Raw genomic sequence first — 17413 nt, forward strand, 5'->3', positions numbered from 1 at the left:
TCGCGCGCCGGGCCTCACGGGCTGGCCAGCTCGGGGTAGAAGCACGCGCTGGGGTGGCCGTTCCGGTCGATCAGCGCGGGCGTCTCGTTGGCGCAATGCGCGGTCGCCTTCCAGCAGCGGGTGCGGAACCGGCAGCCGCTCGGCGGGTCGATCGCGCTGGGTAGCTCGCCGGTCAGCCGGATACGCCGCCGGCGACCGCGCAGTCCGGGATCGGTCACTGGCACCGACGACAGCAGCGCCTGGGTGTACGGGTGCGTGGGGCGGCGGTAGATGTCCTCCCGTGTCCCGGTCTCGACGATCGTGCCGAGGTGCATCACCGCGACCCGGTCGCAGGTCTGGCGCACGGCGGCGAGGTCGTGCGCGATGAACAGGTAGGCGAGCCCGATGTCGGTGCGTAAGCGGTCGAGCAGGTTGATGATCTGCGCGCGGATGGAGACGTCCAATGCGGACACCGGCTCGTCCAAGATCAGCAGCTCGGGGTCGAGCGCGAGCGCGCGGGCGATGCCGATGCGTTGCCGCTGGCCGGTGGAGAACTCGTGCGGGAACCGAGAGGCGTGCTGCTGGTTCAGCCCGACGGTGTGCAGCAGTTCCGCGACTCGCTCTTCACCACCGGAACGCCAGACACCCTGAATCCGCAGCGGCTGCGCGATGATCTCACCCGCGCGCATCCTCGGGTTGAGCGAGGCGTACGGGTCCTGGAACACGATCGACATCGCCCGCCGCACCGAGCGCAGCTCCCGTTTGCTGGCGTGCGTGATGTCGACGCCCCGGAAGACGATCCGCCCGCTGGTTGGCTCCAGCAACCGGATCACGGTGCGAGCCAGTGTGCTCTTGCCGCATCCCGACTCGCCGACCAACCCCAGCGATTCGCCGGCACCGAGGGTGAAACTGACGCCGTCCACCGCGCGCACCGTCGCCCCGTGCCCGTCCGGGAAGTGCTTGACCAGGTGTTCCACCCGCAGCACCGGCTCGCCGGTCATGACGCCGTCCCGTCGTGCGGGCAGTGGCAGGCCACCTGCTGTCCGGTGCCGTCCAGCTCCCGCAGCTCGGGACGGCTGGTGGCGCACTCGACCCGGTCGCGCCCCACCGCGCACCGCGGCCGGCACGGACACCCCGCGATCCGCTCGCCGGGGCCCGGCGGCTGGCCGGGGATCGGCGTCAGCGGCAACACCGGGCCCTCCAGCCGGGGCAACGTCGCCAGCAGTCCTACGGTGTACGGGTGCCGGGGCCCGCGGAAGATTTGTTCCGCCGTGCCCGTCTCCTGCACCCGTCCGGCGTACATCACGACCACCCGTTCGGCTAGCTCCGCGACCACGCCGAGGTCGTGGGTGATCAGCACGCACGCCGCTCCGGTCAGCGCCCGCGCCGAGCGCAGGACGTCCAGGATCTGCGCCTGCACCGTGACGTCCAACGCTGTCGTCGGTTCGTCCGCGATGAGCAGCGCGGGCTGGTTCGCGATCGCCGCGGCGATCACCGCGCGTTGCCGCATCCCGCCGGACCACTGGTGCGGGTATTGCCTGGCGCGCCGCGCCGGTTCGGGCACCCCCACCAGGTCAAGGACGTCGATGGCCCGTGCGTCCGCCTCGGCCGAAGACAGCTTGGGATGGTGCACCCGGACCGCCTCGGCGACCTGGTCCAGCACCCGGTAGGACGGGTGCAACGACGTCAGCGGGTCTTGGAACACCATGCCCACCCGGCTGCCCCTGATCCGGCGAAGCGCGCGGCGGCGCAACCGGAGCAGGTCGGTGCCGCCGAGCAGCGCCTGGCCGCGCACCACGCGGCCGGAGCGGGGGAGTAGCCCGAGCGCCGCCAGCATCGCGACCGTCTTCCCTGAGCCGGACTCACCGACGACGCCGACCGTCTCGCCCGGATAGACGTCGAGGTCGATGCCGTCCACCGCGCGCACCGCGTCGCGCCCGGTGCCGAACTCGACCACCAGGTCCCGGATCGCCAGCAGTGGTTCACTCATCGGCGTCCGCCGAGGATGTCGGTGAGCGCGTCGCCGAGGAGGTTCAGCCCGAGCACGGCGAGCAGGATCGCCAGCCCGGGAAACAGCGGCAGCCACCACGCCACCCGCAGGAACCGCTGCGCCTCGTTGGCCAGATACCCCCAGCTCATCGCGTTGGGATCGCCGAGACCGAGGAAGCCGAGACTGGCCTCGATGAGGATCACTTGCGCCAGGATGAGCCCGAGCAGCGCGATCGCCGCTGGGAGCGCGTTCGGCAGGATCTCGCGGACGACGACCCGCACGCTCGACGCGCCGTGCGCCTGTGCGGCGGCGACGAACTCGCGCTGTTTCAGCGACAGCACTTCGCCGCGCACCACCCGCGCGAGCATCGGCCACGACGTGAAGCCGAGCACCAGCACGAGCCGATCGATGCCGGGCCCGAAGAACGCGATCACCACGATGGCGAGGAAGAACCTCGGCAGCACCTGGAACGCCTCGGTGAGCCGCATCAGCACGTCGTCCGTCCACCGGCCCGTGTAGCCGGACACCGCACCCACGAGCGAGCCGATCAGCAGGACCAGCACACCGACGGTGCCCGCGACGAACAGCGACGTCCTCGTGCCGTAGAGCACCCCGGACAGCATGTCGCGGCCCAGGGCGTCGGTGCCGAGCGGATGCGCCGCCGAGGGCGGACGCAGGACGGGGCCGTCGATGGCGAACGGGTCGTACGGCGCGAGCGCGGGGGCGAACACCGCGACCAGGGTCAACGTCGTCGTCAGCCCCGCGCCGAGCAGCCCCGAGGGCGTGGTGAGCACCCCACGCAGCACGCCACGCCGCCGCCCGCCGGTCGCGGCGGGCTCGAAGGGGACACCGTCAGCGGTAGCGGACACGGGGATCCAACCAGGCGTAACAGAGGTCGGTGAGGACGTTGGCGATCACGACGGCGATGGCCACCAGCAGGAAGATGCCGAGCACGATCGGCACGTCGCGGTTCTGCATCGAGATGACAAGCAGCCTGCCCAGCCCCGGCCAGCCGAACACCACCTCGACGATCACCGCGCCCGCGACCAGGTGCCCGATCCGGCCGCCGATGATCGTGACGACGGGGGAGAGCGCCCGCCGCAGCCCGTACTTGACGACGACCGTGGCCTCGGCGAGGCCCTTGGCGCGTGCCATTCGGACGTGGTCGCTGTCCAGTTCGTCGCGCAGCCCGACCCTCGTGAGCCTGCCGACCGCCGCGATTTCCTGGGAGGCGAGCACGATCGCCGGCAACGCGAGGTGGTGCGCGACGTCGAGAAGCCGCGCGAGGCCGGTGGCGTCGCTGCCCGCCGTGCTCATGCCCTGCACGGGGAACCAGCCCGCGCCCAGCGCCAACCCGAGGATGGCGAGCTGGCCGAGCCAGAACACCGGCGCGGCGTAGAGCGTGAGCAGTACGCCGCTGACGGTGAGGTCCGGCCAGCGGCTGCGCCGGGTCGCGGTGAACACACCCGCCAGCAGGCCGGTGAGCGTGGACAGCACCAGCGCCGCCCCGGTGAGCAGCATCGTGGCGGGCAGCCGCTCCAGCACGACGTCCAGCACCGGCCTGCCCTGGACGTACGAGATGCCGAAGTCGGCGGTGAGCACGTTGCCCGCGTAGGTCAGCACCTGCTGGTGCAGCGGTTCGTCCAGGCCGAACTTGTCGCGCATGAACGCGTAGTACTCGGCGTCCCCGTGCTCGCCAGCCAGCGCGAGCACGGGGTCACCGGGCGCGAGGTGGATGAGCAGGAAACTCGCCAGCAGGATCGCGGCGACCGTGGGAACCAGCTGCGCGATCCTGCGGGCGACGTAGCGCCAGCTCATCGCGCCGTGACCTAACTCGTCGCGCAGTAGGCGGCCTCCGCGAAGTGCCCGGAGTGCGAGAACCCGCCGCAGCGCTTGGGAAACACCCTGGTGGCGGTGGTTTCCACCAGCCAGGCGTAGGGCAGGTCCGCCACGAGGGCTTCTTGCAGCTTGCGATACGCCTCCGTGCGCTCGTCCCCGATCGCCGTGCGGGCCTCCTCGAACAGCGTGTCCACCGTCGGGTTGCGGTATCCGGCCGCGTTGGAGAACGGGACCGGGCCGATGTTCGACGACAGATACATCCGCTTCACGCCGATCTCGGGGTCGTTGCCGTTGCAGTACGAGATGACGTTGGTGTCGAACTTCCGGTGGGTGAACACCGTCTCCACGAACACCGGCGGTTCGAGCGGGCGCAGCTCGACGTCCGCGCCGACCTTGGCCAGTTGCGCGCGGAACAGCTCGCCGTAGTCCGCGAAGTTCGGGAAGTGCAGGAAGTCGAACTCCAGTGGCGTGCCGTCCTTGACGCCGTCGACGCCTTGCGCGACGCGGGTATCGTCTCCCTCGCGCACCCAGCCCGCCTCGTCGAGCAGCCGCGCCGACTCGTCCGGGTTGTAGCTCGGCATGCCGTCGAGGTTCTCGGCGTGGGCATAGGAGATGCCGCTGGAGATGGGCGCTTCGGCGACCTTGCCCTGTCCGAACTGAACGCGGTCGAGGTACTGCTGCTTGTCGAGCGCGAGCGCGATCGCCCGCCGCGTGTCGACGTCGTCGAACATAGGGCGGTCCAGGTTGAACGTGACCGTCATGATGCAGTTCGCGCCGCCGGGGTTGACGCTGGTCTCCAGGAATTCGAAGCGGCCGTCGGCGCGCAGTCGTTCCAGGTCGGGGCCTGGTACGCCCCACAGCCACTGCACCTCGCCGGATTCCAGCGCGACGACCTGGTTGGACTCCTCAGGTATCACCCGCATCACGACACTGTCAAGATAAGGCAGGTCTTCCTTGAAATAGTCCTCATTGGCGGCGAACCGGATCTCCGCGTCCGGTGTGTAGTCCTCCAGCGTGAACGGTCCGGTGCCGATCGGCTTGCGATTGGCCGGGTTCTCCAACGGATCGGTGCCCTCGTAGACGTGCTCCGCCACGATCGGCGCCTCGGTGACGTCGAGCTGTTGCAGCAGCGGGCCGTACGGCTCGTCGAAGATGAACTCCACAGCGTGTTCGTCCGGGGTCTCGATGCTCGCCAGCGCGTCGCCGAGGGAGGCCTGGGTGCGCGAGTGGTATTTCAGCAGCACGTCCTCGAAGGCGAACTTGACGTCGTCCGAGGTGAACGGTTCGCCGTCGTGCCAGGTGACGTCATCGCGCAGCTGGAAGACGTAGCGCGCGCCGTCGTCGGCGACCTCCCACGACTCTGCCAGTTCCGGCTGTGGCGTGCCGTCGGCGTCCAGGCGGACGAGTCCGTTGTAGAGCAGCTCGGCGGCGGTGTGGGTGGCGCCGCTGGTGGTGATCGCGGGGTTGAGGTGGTCGGGATCGGAGCTGATCGCCACCACCAGCGTGCCGCCCTTCGTCGGCTCACCCTCGCTCTGTGGTGCCGCTGGGCCGGTATCGTCGGCCGCGCAGGCCGTCGCGACCAGCACGAGGGTGGTGGCCACGGCTGCGGTCGTCGCTGGGCGGCGGATCGGTCGGGCTGGTCGAGACGTGGAACGGACACTGGCACTGCGCTGCGCCATGGTGACCTCCGGGGCCGGCTGGGGAATAGGATGAATCGCCGGTATTCAGGTCAGGTGAAACGAGTGTCCGCTTCGGCAAATGGCGTAGGTAAGTGTCGACCGCATATACCGAGCTGATCTCGCCCAATTGGCCTAGCGGTCGTCCGGCGTCGCCGCCGAGGGCTCGTCCGCCGACAGCACATCGAGGACGCCGAGGTTCTGCGGCCGGACGGCGACGCGACTGCCCCGGTCAGTGCGGATGGTCAGTGACCCGTCGGACAAGACGTCGACCGCATCGCCCTCGACCCGCGGACCGGCGGGGCCGAGTGGAATCATCCGCGCGCGCACTCGGCGACCGAGTGTGTCGCAGCGGGCGCGGTAGTCCGCGAGGACGTCATCGGCGTCCGCCGCCAGGCGGTGCTCGATCGCCCGCACGGCACGCGAGAGTTCCGCCGCCCGGCCCGCGGCACCGTCAGGACCATCAGGACCGTCAGCATCAACGCCGGACAGCAGCACCGTCAGCACCGCCCACCGCACCCCGTCCGGTCCGAGTTCCACCCAGGCGCCCACCGCCGCCGCCCGGCCCCGCACGGTGTGCACCTCGTCCGGCCACGTGATCGTCGCGTCGTTCTGGCGATCGGCGAGCCCGGACACCGCCGTCGTGTAAAGCCAACCCTCCCGTGCCACCGGCAGGTCGGGGCGCAGCACCAGCGAGAAACAGACGTCGCGCGCTGGATCGACGGTCCACGGCACGCCGCCCCTGCCGCGCGGCGAGACCTGGTAGCCCGCCGTCACCACCGCGCCGTGCGGTGCGCCCTCGCGCGCCCAGGCCAGCGCCACGCTCTCGCTGGACAGCACGGCAGGGTAGCAGCGCACCTCCCTGTCGGGCAGCGTCGCCGCCAGCACGTCTTCCGCGAGGTCGTCGCCGAGCGTCATGCCTAGCCCCACCGTTCCCAGGCGGATGCGCCGTCGAACTCCGCCGCCACCGAGGCGAAGGTGTCGCGCAGCCGCATCCACTGCGGCACGTGGAAGTGGATCATCGCGGACGACACCGTGCGGCGGAACGCGTCCGCGTGCTCCTTGCTCGCCAGCGCCGCGAGAGTGCTGCGGATCAGCCGCTCCATGGCGTCCGGGGGCAGCTCGAGCAGCCCGCCCAGCCACGCCTCCGCGAGCGCCATCGCCGTCTGCGGTCGGGCGAGCTGGCCGTCGATCCACGCGCCCGCTGCCGCGCGCCGGTCGGGCTCGCTGAGATCGGCCCAGCGGGACAGCTCCTCGCGCAGCAGCGGCGGCCAGTTGTCCTCGGCCACGGTGTCGAGCACCTCGGGTAGCGCGCACGGGCGGTGTCCGACCCGGTCCAGCACCCCGGTGGCCTGCGCCCGTACCGGCTCGGCGGCGTCCGGTACTCCGAGCGCCTGCGCTGCGGCGAGCCGGGCGTGGTCAGGCTGCTCCGCACGCTCGCAGGCAAGCGCGAGGTTGGCCTTGGCCATGGCGTACTCGCCGGGCCGCACCCCGCGCGGGTTGGCGGCGATCGCGAGCGTGAAGTCCTCGATCGCCTGCTCCGGGACGTCCAATGCCAGGTGGGCGAGCCCGCGCAGGTTCGCCACCGCGCCGCGCGCCGCGACGTCACCGGTCTTCTCCGCGCGCTCCGACGCGGGACGAAGCGCGTCGAGCGCGGCCTGCGGCTCACCGGTCGCCAGCAGGCTCGCCGCAATTTCCCGCGCGGTCGCCGCGGCCTCCGCCGGTGCCTCGTCGAACAGCTCGGCCGCCAGCCGGAACCAGTCCAACGCCGTCGCCTCGTCCTGCCGCTGCCGGTGTACGAGGCCAAGGTTGAACGCGGCCGCGCCACGCTCCCTCGGCAGGTTGGCCTCGGCGAAGCGCCGCTCGGCCGAGGCGAAGCACTCCTCCGCGCGGTCGAGGTCGCCGGTGAGCCGGTGCACCGCGCCGAGCGCGTTGAGCGCCTTGGCGTGCTCCACCGGCATCCGCCGCGGGCCGAACAGCTCGCTGGCGCATGCCAACGCCGCGCGGGCCTCGTCGATCCGGTTCGCCTCGACCAGCAGCCCGCCGAGATGGAACTGCGCCGTCGCGTGCTGCACCGGATAACGGTCCGCCGGATAGCGCGTCAGCCGATCGCGCAGCTCGGCGAGCGGACTGTCGGGCGGCTCGGTGGTTCGCATCGGCGCTATCCTTCAGCGATGACGGTGCTGGTCGCCGGGGTGGGCAACGTGCTGCGGGGTGATGACGGCTTCGGCGTTGTCGTCGCGGAACGGCTCCAAACGGCCGCCGTGCCGGACGGCGTGCGGGTGGTCGAGACCGGCATCGGCGGGCTCCACCTGGTGCAGGAGCTGATGGCGGGTGCCGACGCCCTGATCGTCATCGACTCGATCGACCTCGGCCGCGCCCCGGGCACCGTGCTCGTCGTCCGACCAGAGATCACCGACGTCGTGTCGCTGCCGCTGCTGGAGCGCAACGACACCCTGGCCGACGTCCACTACGCGACCCCGGAACGCGCGTTCATGCTGGCCAACGCGCTCGGCGTGCTGCCGGAGCAGACCTGGGTCGTCGGCTGCCAGCCGGTCGACGCCGACAGCGTGGCTCGCGAGCTGCACCCGGACGTCGCTGCTGCGATCGACGTCGCCATCGCCGAGGTGCGCACGCTGGTGCGCTGGCTCGGCGTCGACTGGCCGTAGCCGGGCGTCAGCGCTGCTCAGCCGAGGCCACAAGGTGATCGAGCAGGGTCTCGTTCGGCGTCTCGACGTCGTGCTTGCGCAGATGCTCGGTGAGCTTCTCGCGCAGCTCCTGTTCGGACTCGGCCTTGATGTGGGTGCCGCAGCTGGGTGCGCCGGCGTCGCGGCAGTGGAAGTCGTAGGTCATGCGATCACACCCCGCTCGGTGCGCGGCGTTCGGCGAGAGCGGTCGACATCTCTCGCTGCACGCCGGCGAGTTCGGTATTGAGGTCCGCGAGCACGGGTTGCAGCGGCTCGACCCGTCGTGCGATTGAGCGCAACCCGACGTTGACGGTGCCGAGCGTGAACAGGGTCTTGCGCAGCAGGACGAGGATCGTGATCAGCACGACGGCGAGCGCCACCACGATCAGCCCCGCCGCGATCAGGGTCAGTGTCACCAGGGTCGTCGTCATCTGTTGCCTCCCGGTAGCAGCCTGCTGACCGCGCCGACGTAGCGGCGCAGACCGTCGGCGACCGACGCGGTGAGGGTGAGGGTGTCGTGCAGCGCGGGCACGGGTTCCAGGTTCGCGGTGACGCGCACCCCGTTGTCGAGCACGTCGGCGGCGTAGTCCCTGATCTCGCGCAGGCGCCGCAACACCATCAGCGACAGCGCGAGCACAAGGGGAATGACCACGAGAAAGAGCACGGCGACGCCGATCCACCACATGATCGCGCCACCGGTGGAGAGGTTGTCCATGAGGCACCTCGCAACACGCTGGGCGGTTGATCTCCCGAGTGTACTATGTGTGGCTTGCATGTACCCGGCCACGAAAGCGGGTTATCGCCAGCCGTCCGGTGGTGACGACTTCAGCTCGATCAGCACCGGTCCCGGCGGCGGGTGCGGTTCGGCCTCGTCCTGTTCCGCCTCGACGCCGACGAAGCCCGGCAGATGCTCGCGAAGCGCCCGTTCGATGCCGTCGGTAAGGGTCATCGCGGACGCGGTGCAGCCCGCACAGGCGCCCGCGAGCCGCAACCGTACGACACCGTCGGTCACGTCGAGCAGTTCGACGTTGCCGCCGTGGGAGTGAATGTAGGGCCGGATCTCGTCCAGCGCGCGTTCCGCGGCCGCGTGTTCGTCGACGCCCACGCCGTAGGCGTCGAACAGCCAGGCCACCGCGTCGCTGCCGTCGCGTAGCGCCGCGAGCGTGTCGCCGGGCAGCTGGCGGGCGAGGTCAGTCAGCGCATGGCGGTGCAGCGTGTCGATGCCGTCGAGCAACTCGAACACGTGCGCACGGTCGTCCTCGGCCAGCCCTTCGACGGCGCGCAGCAACTCTTCCATGCGCGCCAGCAGCGACTCCAGCGAGTCCATGGTCCGAGGGTAGTGCCGCGACGGCCGGTCGCGCTTGGTGTCGAGCGGTACGATCGAGACGACCCGCTGGTGACCAGCAATCGAGAGGCGGTGCGCTGGCATGGACGAGCTGCACGAGCCGAAGTCGGAAGCCCTGCGCGCCTTGTTCTGGCGCGACGAGATCCTGCAGCTGATGTTCTGGGTCAAAGGCGAGGGGTTCGGCGATGCGGTGGACGCGGAACTGCTGGAGCGGTTCCTTGGCGTCCGGGCCGAGGTGGGTCTGACCTACCTGGACCGGCTTGTCGATGAGAACCTGATCGAGCGGGACGTCGAGGGGCGTTACCGACTGACGACGTTTGGGCATGAGCAGGGCGCACGGGTGTTCGCGGCGGAGTTCGCCGAGATCACCCAGCCTGCTCACGGGGAATGCGGCGCGGACTGCTGGTGTCACATGTCGGCGGACGAGGCGGAAGCGTGTCTGGCCGAACGAGGACAGCCGGTCGACAACAGATCAGGGAGTTGAGTGTGCCGATGCCACGTGCGAGCGACGATCCGCTCGCTGGTCTGCCCCGCAACTTTCAGCGGCCCTGCTTGCTGCTGCTGATTGGAGAGAAGCCATCGCATGGTTACGACCTGCTTGAACGGCTGCGCGAGCTGGGGTTCAAGCAGGCCGATCCCGGAATGCTGTACCGCTCGCTGCGCGCGATGGAGCAGGAAGGCCTTGTCGAGTCCGACTGGGAGATCTCCGACCTAGGACCACGTCGCCGCACCTATGTGCTCAGCGAGGAAGGTCGCGATTGGTTGCATGCCTGGGCGGGCAGCCTTCGAGAGACCGAGCGGGTGCTGCAACGGTTCGTGGCGCGGTACGCGGCCTTCGCCGCGGAAAATTCCCGGCGGGGGTAGTTTGAGGCGTGGCCTCTCGTCGGCACACTAGCGTGCCGCGACGTCTCACGATGCCGCCAGCGCGGCGTGGGTCAGCTCCCACAGCGCGTGGTAGACGGTGGTCTGCGCTTCCTGGATGCGATGCACCGACGGCGACGGCACCACGAACAGGTAGTCGATCGAGTCCAGCTCGGCCATCTTGCCACCGTCGTAACCCGCGATGCCGACGGTGACCATGCCACGTTCGTGGGCCGCGTCGAACGCGCGGAGCAGGTTCGCCGAGTTACCGCTGGTGGACAGGCCCACCGCGATGTCGCCGCGCTGGCCCCACGCCTCGACCTGGCGGGCGAAGACGACATCGAAGCCGATGTCGTTGCACAGCGCGGTCACCACGGCGATGTCGTTGGTCAGCCCGAACGCGGGCAACGGTCTTTCACCTGTCGACGGGTTGAGGAACAGGCTGGCCATGTCTTGTGAGTCGGTGGAGCTGCCACCGTTGCCGAACGTGAGTAGCCTGCCGCCCATCGTGAACGCCGCCGCCATCGCGTCGGCGCATTCGGTCAGTCGCGTACGGTCCTGCTCGAGGACCGTCGCGCGCAACGCCGTGATCTCGCGTGCCTTGTCCACTGTGGACTGTCGCACCTGGTCGAGCACGGCGGCGAGGTCGGTCTCCCTCGAGTACAGGAACGGATACAGCGACTCCATCGCCTCGGTGCCCGCGGCGTCTTCCGCGGCGGAATCCCGGGTCATGGGTCCTCACTCCTCTCGCTCGGACGTCTCGGCGTCGCCGACGACGGCGATCGCCTCGCCCGCGTGCACCAGGATCGTGTCCCCGACGCTCGCGTCAACGAGAGCGATACTGACCTCCTCGGTGCCCCGCCCGGTGTCCACCGTGGCCATCTCCAGTTCGTGCACCGCCGTGATCGTCACCTCGACGGCGGTATCGGAGCAGGTGATGCACACGCCGTCGTGGCAGTGACCGGTGTGCGGCTCGACAGCGGGCCCGCCGCCGTCCGGTGGGATCGGCTCGGTGCTCACGACGCCACCTCTTCATCGAGGACACCGGGATTCTCGAAGAACACATGCACCAGTTCCCACAGGATGTGGTACGTCGTGACGTGCACTTCCTTGACGACGCGGGGATCGTCGGAGTGGGCGACGATTACGTGGTCCATGTCGGGGTCGCGGGCGATTCGGCCGCCATGGCCGCCGGTCAGTGCGACGGTGAGCAGCCCGCGTTCGTGCGCGCATCGCAGCCCGCGAAGCACATTGTCGCACTCGCCGTCGCTGGAGATGCCCAACGCGATATCGGCGGGGGCGCTGATGAATCGAAGTTGGTGCGCGAAGACCTCGCTGAGCCCGGCACGGTTCGCCACACCGGTCAGCGTGGCGACGTCGGCGGTCAGCGACACCGACGGCAGCGCTCGTTTGCCGACGATCACCGGGTGCACGAATTCGACCGCGACATGCTGCGCGTCGGTGCTGGCGCCGCCGTTGCCAAACACGATGAGCTTGCCGCCTTGGTGAAACCGCAGCGCCATCGCGTGACACGTGCGCGCCACGGTGTCGGCTTGATCGGCCAGATCCTGCACGGGCTCGGCACGACGTCCGAAAACCGCGTCGACCAGCTCCTCGCCCGATGCGGGCCATGACATCGCGGGTCACTTCCTCAGTGGTGGGAGGCAGGTTCTTTTGACGGTAGTCCCGTCGCGGAGCCCTCACAACCGACCCGACCAGGGCCGCGTGACCTGGGGATTTACCCAAAGTAGAGGCTATACCTGTCCATCTGATCAGGTATTGAACTCTGGCGCCGATGGCGAGACACTTCACAACAGAATCGACGTCTCGCCAGGGAGAGCCATGACTGCCTCGGTCGCGATGCATCTCAGTGACGGCGTCCTCGACGCCCCGACATCCCTGCTGTTCGGAGCGGTCGCGGTGACGTGGCTGACGGTGGCCGCCGCCCGGGGGCGCATTGACATCGATGACCGCACCGCCCCGCTCGCCGGTCTGCTCGCCGCGTTCTTGTTCGCGATGCAGCTGCTGAATTTCCCGGTGCTGCCCGGCGTCAGCGGTCACCTGTATGGCGGAGCGCTGGCCGCGATCCTGCTCGGACCGTGGGTGGGCGCGCTGTGCCTGAGTGTCGTCGTCGCGATCCAGGCCTTGCTGTTCGCCGACGGGGGACTGACCGCGCTCGGCGCGAACGTCACCAACATGGCACTGCTGGGCACCGCTGTCGGGTTCGCCGTCGCGCTCGCCGCGCGCGGGCTGGCGCGACGCTCCCGCACGGGGCTGCTCGCGGTCGCGTTCCTCGCCGGACTGGTGAGCACGGTAGCCGCCGCCGCTGGCTTCGTCGTCGAGTACGCCATCGGTGGGCAGGCCGACGTCTCACTCGGTGGGCTCGCCGGGGTGGTGATCGGGGTGCACGCCGTGATCGGTATCGGTGAAGGTGTGATCACCGCGCTCGCCGTCGGTGCGATCGCCAAGGTCCGGCCGGATTTGATTTACCTGGTGCGAACGTCTGAGGCCCGCCAGCCGGTGGAGGTGACGTCGTGACGATGTCGAGGGTGTCGCTGCGACGGTTCGCGCTGGTAGCGGTGGTGGTGACCGCCGTGCTCGCGATTGGCGTCTCGGCGTTCGCGTCCGCCTCGCCGGACGGGCTGGAATGGGCGTTGCGGGACGGCTGCACCTCGCAAGCCGGGGAGCTGCGTGGCACGTGTCCCGCCCAGCACGAGCGGGAGCACGCGTTGGGGGAGTTCGCGCTTGACGGCACCGGTCTCGCGGCGGGTGTGGGTACCGCCTTGGTGTTGCTGCTCGTCTGGGGTGGTGTCGCGCTCATGCGCGGACGCGGGGCGCGAGAATGAGCGGTGGACACGCCACCATGCTGTACCGGCCTGGCGACTCGCCGGTGCATCAGCTCCCGCCGCAGGTCAAACTGCTCGTCGCGTTCGCGGCCGTGCTCGGTGTCGTAGCGACGCCGCGCGAGTCTTTCTGGGCGTTCGGCATCGACGTCCTTGTCGTCCTGGCGGTGTGGTCCGTCGCCGGGGTACCGGTGGGCTGGTTCGCCCGACGTGCCGTCATCGAGGCGCCGTTCGTGCTGCTGGCCATGGTGCTGCCGTTCGTAAGTGGCGGACCTCGGGTAGACGTCCTCGGCCTGGGGCTGTCCCAGGACGGCCTGCTCGCCGGATGGAACATCCTCGCCAAGGGCACGCTAGGCGTGCTGATCGCGCTCACGCTCGCGGCGACCACACCCCCGAGAGATCTGGTGCTCGGACTGCAACGGCTCCGCGCGCCCGCGTGGTTCATTACGATCGCGACCCTGATGTTGCGCTACGTCGACGTCATCGCGGGGGAACTGCGACGAATGCGGATCGCACGCATCTCCAGGGGCGATGATCCACGGTTTCTGTGGCAGGTCGGCGCCGTGGCACGCGGCGCGGGCACGCTGTTCCTGCGCAGCTACGAGCGGGGCGAGCGGGTGCACCGAGCGATGCTCGCGCGCGGCTGGGCGGGGCACATGCCCGCTGGTCCGTCGGTGCGGGTCGGTGCGCTGCGCTGGGTGGCGGGCGGCAGCCCGGCGCTGGTGATCGCGACGGTGTGGGCGGTGGCGGCGTGGCCGGGGTGAGTGCGCTGGACGTGCGGGGCCTGGAGTATCGCTACCCGGACGGCACGTGCGCGCTCGACGGGATCGATCTGCGCGTGGAGCCGGGGGAGCGGGTCGCGGTGCTCGGTCCGAACGGCGCGGGCAAGACGACGTTCGTGCTGCACCTCAACGGCGTGCTGACTGGCACCGGCCACATCGAGGTCTCGGGCCTGTCGCTGTCGCCGGGAACGCTGCGCGAGATCCGCCGCCGGGTTGGTGTGGTGTTTCAGGACCCGGACGACCAGCTGTTCATGCCGACCGTCGCCGACGATGTCGCCTTCGGACCAGCCAACTTCGGCGTCGCCGAGCCCGAGTTAGGGGAGCGGGTCCGATCCGCGCTGGCTGCCGTGGGCATGTCCGCGCATGCCGACCGCTCGCCGATGCACCTGTCCGAGGGGCAGCGGCGCCGGGTGGCGCTGGCCACGGTATTGGCCAGCGATCCTGAGCTACTCGTGCTGGACGAGCCGTCCGCGAACCTGGAGCCGGTCGCGCGGCGCGAGCTGGCCGACGTGCTGCTGTCGCTGGACCGGACGATGCTAATGGTCACCCACGACCTGCCGTACGCACTACAGCTATGCCCACGTGCGGTGCTCATCGACAATGGCGTCGTCGTCGCGGACGGACCCACCCGCGATCTGCTCGCCGACGCCGACCTACTCGCCGCTCACCGCCTCGAACTCCCGTGGGGTTTCGTCCCACACCCTTAAACGCCGTGTCCTGCACTCCGGACAACGTGTCTGACGTTCCGGACGCCGTGTCCTGCACTCCCGACAACGTGTCTGACGTTCCGGGCACCGTGCCGGTCGCTCTAGGCGCCGTGCTCACTCTCAGTGGCCTCGGCGGGCGCGGCGTGGCACCATTTGCGGCGTGCCGGTCCCTTCTTCTCGACACGCGATCGATCCCGAGCTCGTCGACAAGGCGCTCACGGGTCTCGGCGACCGCGAGGATGTCCTGGACTGGGCACAGCGATTCGCGGTGCTCGCTGACCCGTCCCGCCTGACGCTGCTGGTGTGCATTCACTACGCCGAGGACATCTGCGTGTCCGACCTCGCCGCCACCGCGGGGATGAGCGAGACCGCCGTCTCCCAGGCGTTGCGGCTGCTCAAAGCGCACGGGCTCGTGACAGCGCGGCGCAGCGGACGGCTGATGCGCTACCGCTTGGCTGACGAGACCGTCCACGACTTGATCCACCACGTCCGGCCGCACCCGCACTGAATGTCTAACACAGCGTTCGGAACGCAGGACACAGTGTCGTGAGTGTCGGACACAGCGTCCGGAGTGCAGGACACGGCGTGGCAGGCGAGCGGCTGGTGCCAGGCCCCGCGCAGGGTTCGGGGCCTGGCAACGGCTATCGACAGCGGCTTAGTATCCGAGCGAGTTCCACGCGACGCTTGCCAAGAGTGTCTGGCCTTCCACGCTCGGGTGGAAGTAGTCGCGAGTGGATACGTGCCGTTCTTTGAACGTCGTGTTGAACCCGGCGTTGCCGTCGAACTGGCACTGGCTGTACTGGGAACAGACGTCCTCCAGCACCGTGTTGTAGTCGATCACGCGCTGCCGGAAGGTCTCGCGTCGCTCGACGTCGGCGGGATCGGTGGATTGCGGGTTCTCCAGCAATGCCTGGCAGATGTCGTAGGCGTCCCAGGTTGACACGGCGTCCGAGTCGTCGTGGAACAGCTCCCACAGCTGGTAGATGTCCGGTAGCGATGCCACCTTGATCTCGGCGTTCGGTATGCCGTTGTCCAGCCGAGACATCGCCGTCTCGAACTGGGACTGGAACTCCGAGACCGACGTCATCGTGTCGATCGTGTCAGCGCAGGCGTCGTTGTTGCCCATCAGGATGGTCACTAACTCGACGTCGCGGCTCACCGCGTCGGCGGCCTGGGCGTCGAGATCGGCCATCACGGCGCCGCTGACCGCGTCGTTGTGGTTGTTGCCTCGCAGATCTGGGTTCAGCTCGGTCAGCCGCAGGTAGTAGCTGTCGACCTCGGAGTTCGTACCCGTCGACCAGTTGTTCCGCACGCAGTCGACGAACGGGAACCAGCAGGTGTTGAACGCGCGGGTGATCGAGTCGCCCAGCGCGTCCATGGAGCTCGGGTAAGTGGAAGCGCTAGCCGATGGTGCGGTGATGGCGGTGAGCAGGGCCGCGAGTACGCAGGTGAGCGCGATGCGAACCCTGCGAGCAGCGGTCGTGGTCTTCAAGCGAGTCTCCAATCGCTCGGGTGGCCATTCCGAGAGGACACGGCGTGCCCGAGGAGACATCGTGCGTGCGGTCACCCGGTGAGTGGTATGGCTTTCTCACCAGAAAGAGTTGTTCGTGAGAACAATTCACAGCCGCGATGTCGCGCGTGATCTCGCTGAGCGATCGAAGGAACCGACGCACGTGCTGCTCGCCAGCCAGGAACTAGACGTCGTCCCGCTGACCGTGCGTCTGTAGGTCAGCGAGTCAACCCAGCCAGTCGCGCCTGGATGAGGTCACTCGCCTCGGTGACGATGCGGTCCACCAGTTCGGCGACGCTCGGGATGTCGGTGATCAGGCCCTGCACCATGCCGGAACTCCAGATACCCGCGTCGAGATCGCCGTCTTCGAAGACCTTCCGGCCGCGTGTGCCCGCGACCAGTTCGCGGACGTCCTCGAACTGCCCACCGCCGTCCAGGATCTCGACGACCTTGCGGCTGACCTCGTTGCTGGCCACGCGCGCGGTGTTACGCAGCGGGCGGAAGATCAGCTCGGTATCGCGCTCGGTCGCCGCGACCATCTGCTCCTTGACGCGCTGGTGTACCGGCGCCTCCTGGGTGCAGAGGAAGCGGGTGCCCATGTTGATGCCGTCCGCGCCGAGTGCGAGGGCGGCGACGAGGCCGCGCGCGTCGGCGAAACCGCCGGACGCCAGCATGGGGATGGTGATCTTGTCGGCGGCGGCGGGGATGAGCACGAGGCCAGGGATGTCGTCCTCGCCCGGGTGACCGGCGCACTCAAAGCCATCGATGCTGACGGCGTCCACGCCGATGGACTGCGCCTTGACGGCGTGCCGCACGCTGGTGCACTTGTGCACGACCCTGATACCCGCGTCCTGGAACGACGGCAGGTGCTCGACGGGGTTGAAGCCCGCGGTTTCGACGATCTTGACGCCGGACTCGACGATGGCTTGTCGGTACTCCTCGTACGGCGGCGGGTTGATCGACGGCAGGATGGTCAGGTTGACACCGAACGGCTTGTCGGTCAGCTCCCGGGTACGAGCGATCTCCTTGGTGAGATCTTCCGGCGTTGGCTGGGTGAGTGCGGTGAGAAAGCCGAGTGCGCCCGCGTTGGCGACGGCGGCGACCAGTTCGGCGCGGCCGACCCACTGCATTCCGCCTTGCGCGATGGGATGTTCGACGCCGAACAGTTCGGTGAACCGGGTGGACAGCATCCGC

24 protein-coding genes are annotated in these 17413 nt (G+C 69.2%); 8 read left to right on the plus strand and 16 right to left on the minus strand.

Going from position 1 to position 17413, the window contains the following annotated elements; translation table 11 throughout:
- Positions 1-14: 14 nt before the first annotated feature.
- From ACFQGD_RS15305 to ACFQGD_RS15335, 7 genes are all read right to left on the minus strand, one after another.
- Positions 15-980, minus strand: coding sequence for an ABC transporter ATP-binding protein (locus tag ACFQGD_RS15305; protein ID WP_345392680.1), 966 nt, complete (start codon positions 978-980; stop codon positions 15-17).
- On the minus strand, positions 977-1969 hold the full coding sequence (locus ACFQGD_RS15310) for an ABC transporter ATP-binding protein (protein ID WP_345392677.1): 993 nt from the start codon (positions 1967-1969) through the stop codon (positions 977-979). Before ACFQGD_RS15310 ends, ACFQGD_RS15305 begins: the two co-directional genes overlap by 4 nt.
- Positions 1966-2838, minus strand: coding sequence for an ABC transporter permease (locus tag ACFQGD_RS15315; RefSeq protein WP_345392674.1), 873 nt, complete (start codon positions 2836-2838; stop codon positions 1966-1968). Before ACFQGD_RS15315 ends, ACFQGD_RS15310 begins: the two co-directional genes overlap by 4 nt.
- Positions 2822-3787, minus strand: a complete 966-nt coding sequence (locus tag ACFQGD_RS15320) for an ABC transporter permease (protein WP_345392671.1) — start codon at positions 3785-3787, stop codon at positions 2822-2824. Before ACFQGD_RS15320 ends, ACFQGD_RS15315 begins: the two co-directional genes overlap by 17 nt.
- Positions 3788-3798: 11 nt before the next feature.
- Positions 3799-5409 carry an ABC transporter substrate-binding protein gene (locus ACFQGD_RS15325; protein WP_345392668.1) on the minus strand — a complete coding sequence of 537 codons (1611 nt, stop codon included), beginning with the start codon at positions 5407-5409 and terminating at the stop codon, positions 3799-3801.
- Between the two features lie 210 nt (positions 5410-5619).
- Positions 5620-6402, minus strand: a complete 783-nt coding sequence (locus tag ACFQGD_RS15330; RefSeq protein ID WP_345392665.1) for a hypothetical protein — start codon at positions 6400-6402, stop codon at positions 5620-5622.
- A 2-nt stretch (positions 6403-6404) separates the two neighbouring features.
- A complete protein-coding gene (locus ACFQGD_RS15335; RefSeq protein ID WP_345392662.1) occupies positions 6405-7640 on the minus strand; it encodes a tetratricopeptide repeat protein in 1236 nt (411 codons plus the stop codon).
- Positions 7641-7658: 18 nt separating this feature from the next.
- On the opposite strand from ACFQGD_RS15335, the gene ACFQGD_RS15340 reads away from it, so the two are divergent.
- The gene (locus tag ACFQGD_RS15340; protein ID WP_345392659.1) at positions 7659-8153 is read left to right on the plus strand and encodes a hydrogenase maturation protease; all 495 of its coding nucleotides are present in this window, start codon (positions 7659-7661) and stop codon (positions 8151-8153) included.
- 7 nt (positions 8154-8160) lie between these two features.
- Here the strand turns inward: ACFQGD_RS15340 and ACFQGD_RS15345 are convergent, their stop codons facing one another.
- The 4 genes from ACFQGD_RS15345 to ACFQGD_RS15360 form a co-directional block, all read right to left on the minus strand.
- Entirely contained in the window at positions 8161-8337 is a 177-nt protein-coding gene (locus ACFQGD_RS15345) for a DUF1059 domain-containing protein (protein ID WP_345392656.1), read from the minus strand.
- A 4-nt stretch (positions 8338-8341) separates the two neighbouring features.
- Entirely contained in the window at positions 8342-8602 is a 261-nt protein-coding gene (locus ACFQGD_RS15350) for a hypothetical protein (protein WP_345392653.1), read from the minus strand.
- Positions 8599-8886 (minus strand): hypothetical protein, encoded by a 288-nt coding sequence (locus ACFQGD_RS15355; protein WP_345392650.1) that lies wholly within the window; start codon positions 8884-8886, stop codon positions 8599-8601. Before ACFQGD_RS15355 ends, ACFQGD_RS15350 begins: the two co-directional genes overlap by 4 nt.
- A gap of 81 nt (positions 8887-8967) precedes the next feature.
- Entirely contained in the window at positions 8968-9498 is a 531-nt protein-coding gene (locus tag ACFQGD_RS15360; RefSeq protein WP_345392647.1) for a NifU family protein, read from the minus strand.
- A 100-nt stretch (positions 9499-9598) separates the two neighbouring features.
- Between ACFQGD_RS15360 and ACFQGD_RS15365 the strand changes: the two genes are divergently transcribed.
- Entirely contained in the window at positions 9599-10000 is a 402-nt protein-coding gene (locus ACFQGD_RS15365; RefSeq protein ID WP_345392644.1) for a hypothetical protein, read from the plus strand.
- Between the two features lie 8 nt (positions 10001-10008).
- Positions 10009-10380, plus strand: a complete 372-nt coding sequence (locus ACFQGD_RS15370) for a PadR family transcriptional regulator (protein ID WP_345392641.1) — start codon at positions 10009-10011, stop codon at positions 10378-10380.
- 45 nt (positions 10381-10425) lie between these two features.
- On the opposite strand, the gene ACFQGD_RS15375 is transcribed toward ACFQGD_RS15370, so the two are convergent.
- From ACFQGD_RS15375 to ACFQGD_RS15385, 3 genes are all read right to left on the minus strand, one after another.
- Positions 10426-11109: a D-sedoheptulose-7-phosphate isomerase gene (locus ACFQGD_RS15375; RefSeq protein ID WP_345392638.1), complete on the minus strand. Its 684-nt coding sequence runs from the start codon at positions 11107-11109 to the stop codon at positions 10426-10428.
- A gap of 6 nt (positions 11110-11115) precedes the next feature.
- A complete protein-coding gene (locus ACFQGD_RS15380; RefSeq protein WP_345392746.1) occupies positions 11116-11322 on the minus strand; it encodes a HypC/HybG/HupF family hydrogenase formation chaperone in 207 nt (68 codons plus the stop codon).
- 71 nt (positions 11323-11393) lie between these two features.
- A complete protein-coding gene (locus ACFQGD_RS15385; RefSeq protein ID WP_345392635.1) occupies positions 11394-12014 on the minus strand; it encodes a D-sedoheptulose-7-phosphate isomerase in 621 nt (206 codons plus the stop codon).
- A gap of 205 nt (positions 12015-12219) precedes the next feature.
- Here ACFQGD_RS15385 and ACFQGD_RS15390 point away from each other — a divergent pair, with 205 nt between their 5' ends.
- The 5 genes from ACFQGD_RS15390 to ACFQGD_RS15410 all read left to right on the plus strand — a co-directional run bounded on the left by ACFQGD_RS15390 (position 12220) and on the right by ACFQGD_RS15410 (position 15217).
- A complete protein-coding gene (locus ACFQGD_RS15390; protein ID WP_345392632.1) occupies positions 12220-12915 on the plus strand; it encodes an energy-coupling factor ABC transporter permease in 696 nt (231 codons plus the stop codon).
- A 2-nt stretch (positions 12916-12917) separates the two neighbouring features.
- Positions 12918-13223, plus strand: a complete 306-nt coding sequence (locus ACFQGD_RS15395) for a PDGLE domain-containing protein (protein WP_345392743.1) — start codon at positions 12918-12920, stop codon at positions 13221-13223.
- Positions 13220-13984 (plus strand): cobalt ECF transporter T component CbiQ, encoded by a 765-nt coding sequence (gene cbiQ, locus ACFQGD_RS15400; protein ID WP_345392629.1) that lies wholly within the window; start codon positions 13220-13222, stop codon positions 13982-13984. Before ACFQGD_RS15395 ends, cbiQ begins: the two co-directional genes overlap by 4 nt.
- Positions 13972-14709 carry an energy-coupling factor ABC transporter ATP-binding protein gene (locus tag ACFQGD_RS15405; protein WP_345392626.1) on the plus strand — a complete coding sequence of 246 codons (738 nt, stop codon included), beginning with the start codon at positions 13972-13974 and terminating at the stop codon, positions 14707-14709. The genes cbiQ and ACFQGD_RS15405 overlap by 13 nt, the downstream gene beginning before the upstream one ends.
- A 160-nt stretch (positions 14710-14869) precedes the next feature.
- Complete coding sequence (locus tag ACFQGD_RS15410; RefSeq protein ID WP_345392623.1) at positions 14870-15217, plus strand: ArsR/SmtB family transcription factor; 348 nt, start codon at positions 14870-14872, stop codon at positions 15215-15217.
- Between the two features lie 147 nt (positions 15218-15364).
- On the opposite strand, the gene ACFQGD_RS15415 is transcribed toward ACFQGD_RS15410, so the two are convergent.
- Complete coding sequence (locus ACFQGD_RS15415) at positions 15365-16201, minus strand: SGNH/GDSL hydrolase family protein (protein WP_345392620.1); 837 nt, start codon at positions 16199-16201, stop codon at positions 15365-15367.
- A gap of 236 nt (positions 16202-16437) precedes the next feature.
- Positions 16438-17409: an NAD(P)H-dependent flavin oxidoreductase gene (locus ACFQGD_RS15420; RefSeq protein ID WP_345392617.1), complete on the minus strand. Its 972-nt coding sequence runs from the start codon at positions 17407-17409 to the stop codon at positions 16438-16440.
- Positions 17410-17413 lie beyond the last annotated feature (4 nt).

The sequence above is a fragment of the Haloechinothrix salitolerans genome, assembly GCF_042662605.1.
Lineage (GTDB): Bacteria > Actinomycetota > Actinomycetes > Mycobacteriales > Pseudonocardiaceae > Haloechinothrix_A > Haloechinothrix_A salitolerans.

Excerpts from the sequence above, each read along its gene's own strand:
- ACFQGD_RS15385 (WP_345392635.1), bottom strand. The coding sequence starts at position 12,014 with ATGTCATGGCCCGCATCGGGCGAGGAGCTGGTCGACGCGGTTTTCGGA.
- ACFQGD_RS15330 (WP_345392665.1), bottom strand. The coding sequence starts at position 6,402 with ATGACGCTCGGCGACGACCTCGCGGAAGACGTGCTGGCGGCGACGCTG.
- ACFQGD_RS15310 (WP_345392677.1), bottom strand. The coding sequence starts at position 1,969 with ATGAGTGAACCACTGCTGGCGATCCGGGACCTGGTGGTCGAGTTCGGC.
- ACFQGD_RS15360 (WP_345392647.1), bottom strand. The coding sequence starts at position 9,498 with ATGGACTCGCTGGAGTCGCTGCTGGCGCGCATGGAAGAGTTGCTGCGC.
- ACFQGD_RS15345 (WP_345392656.1), bottom strand. The coding sequence starts at position 8,337 with ATGACCTACGACTTCCACTGCCGCGACGCCGGCGCACCCAGCTGCGGC.
- ACFQGD_RS15335 (WP_345392662.1), bottom strand. The coding sequence starts at position 7,640 with ATGCGAACCACCGAGCCGCCCGACAGTCCGCTCGCCGAGCTGCGCGAT.
- ACFQGD_RS15365 (WP_345392644.1), top strand. The coding sequence starts at position 9,599 with ATGGACGAGCTGCACGAGCCGAAGTCGGAAGCCCTGCGCGCCTTGTTC.
- ACFQGD_RS15420 (WP_345392617.1), bottom strand. The coding sequence starts at position 17,409 with ATGCTGTCCACCCGGTTCACCGAACTGTTCGGCGTCGAACATCCCATC.
- ACFQGD_RS15305 (WP_345392680.1), bottom strand. The coding sequence starts at position 980 with ATGACCGGCGAGCCGGTGCTGCGGGTGGAACACCTGGTCAAGCACTTC.
- ACFQGD_RS15350 (WP_345392653.1), bottom strand. The coding sequence starts at position 8,602 with ATGACGACGACCCTGGTGACACTGACCCTGATCGCGGCGGGGCTGATC.
- ACFQGD_RS15370 (WP_345392641.1), top strand. The coding sequence starts at position 10,009 with ATGCCACGTGCGAGCGACGATCCGCTCGCTGGTCTGCCCCGCAACTTT.
- ACFQGD_RS15375 (WP_345392638.1), bottom strand. The coding sequence starts at position 11,109 with ATGACCCGGGATTCCGCCGCGGAAGACGCCGCGGGCACCGAGGCGATG.
- ACFQGD_RS15355 (WP_345392650.1), bottom strand. The coding sequence starts at position 8,886 with ATGGACAACCTCTCCACCGGTGGCGCGATCATGTGGTGGATCGGCGTC.
- ACFQGD_RS15390 (WP_345392632.1), top strand. The coding sequence starts at position 12,220 with ATGACTGCCTCGGTCGCGATGCATCTCAGTGACGGCGTCCTCGACGCC.
- ACFQGD_RS15320 (WP_345392671.1), bottom strand. The coding sequence starts at position 3,787 with ATGAGCTGGCGCTACGTCGCCCGCAGGATCGCGCAGCTGGTTCCCACG.
- ACFQGD_RS15395 (WP_345392743.1), top strand. The coding sequence starts at position 12,918 with ATGTCGAGGGTGTCGCTGCGACGGTTCGCGCTGGTAGCGGTGGTGGTG.
- cbiQ (WP_345392629.1), top strand. The coding sequence starts at position 13,220 with ATGAGCGGTGGACACGCCACCATGCTGTACCGGCCTGGCGACTCGCCG.
- ACFQGD_RS15340 (WP_345392659.1), top strand. The coding sequence starts at position 7,659 with ATGACGGTGCTGGTCGCCGGGGTGGGCAACGTGCTGCGGGGTGATGAC.